Origin of the sequence: Massilia frigida (assembly GCF_011682175.1) — a bacterium.
GTDB lineage: Bacteria > Pseudomonadota > Gammaproteobacteria > Burkholderiales > Burkholderiaceae_D > Telluria_A > Telluria_A frigida.
In genome coordinates, this window is record NZ_WHJG01000205.1 from 1 (window position 1) to 333 (window position 333).

The 333-nt window shown below is 55.9% G+C and carries 1 protein-coding gene; it reads left to right on the top strand.

Annotated features, from left to right (window positions below):
• A partial coding sequence (locus F2P44_RS34700) for an RHS repeat domain-containing protein (RefSeq protein ID WP_167094642.1) occupies positions 1–304 on the top strand: 304 nt, incomplete at its 5' end.
• Between the last annotated feature and the right edge of the window lie 29 nt (positions 305–333).

Below are 333 nucleotides of genomic sequence, written 5' to 3' on the forward strand. Positions count from 1 at the left end.
CCAGCTTCAGTTCATGTATGACGTGAAAGGCCGCATTGCCGAAATGATCGATCCGGCGGGGAAGTCCACTCTTTACGAGTACGACGGGGCCTCGGGCGGCTGCATTCCAGGCAATGAAGCCAGCGTCGCCTGCAAGGCAAACAATCTGACCAAGGTGACTTACCCTGACGGAAAAAGCCAGACGTATTGGTATAACGAAGCAAGCAGAATCGTAACTATTCAGCCGCTACGCAGTTGGCCTGATCGGATCGCCAGCAAATGCACGGCGCAGCACTTCCAGCATGCTGTGCCCTTGTTTGCGTAGGGTGTCGAGGCAGGAGCGGATGGTGCAGA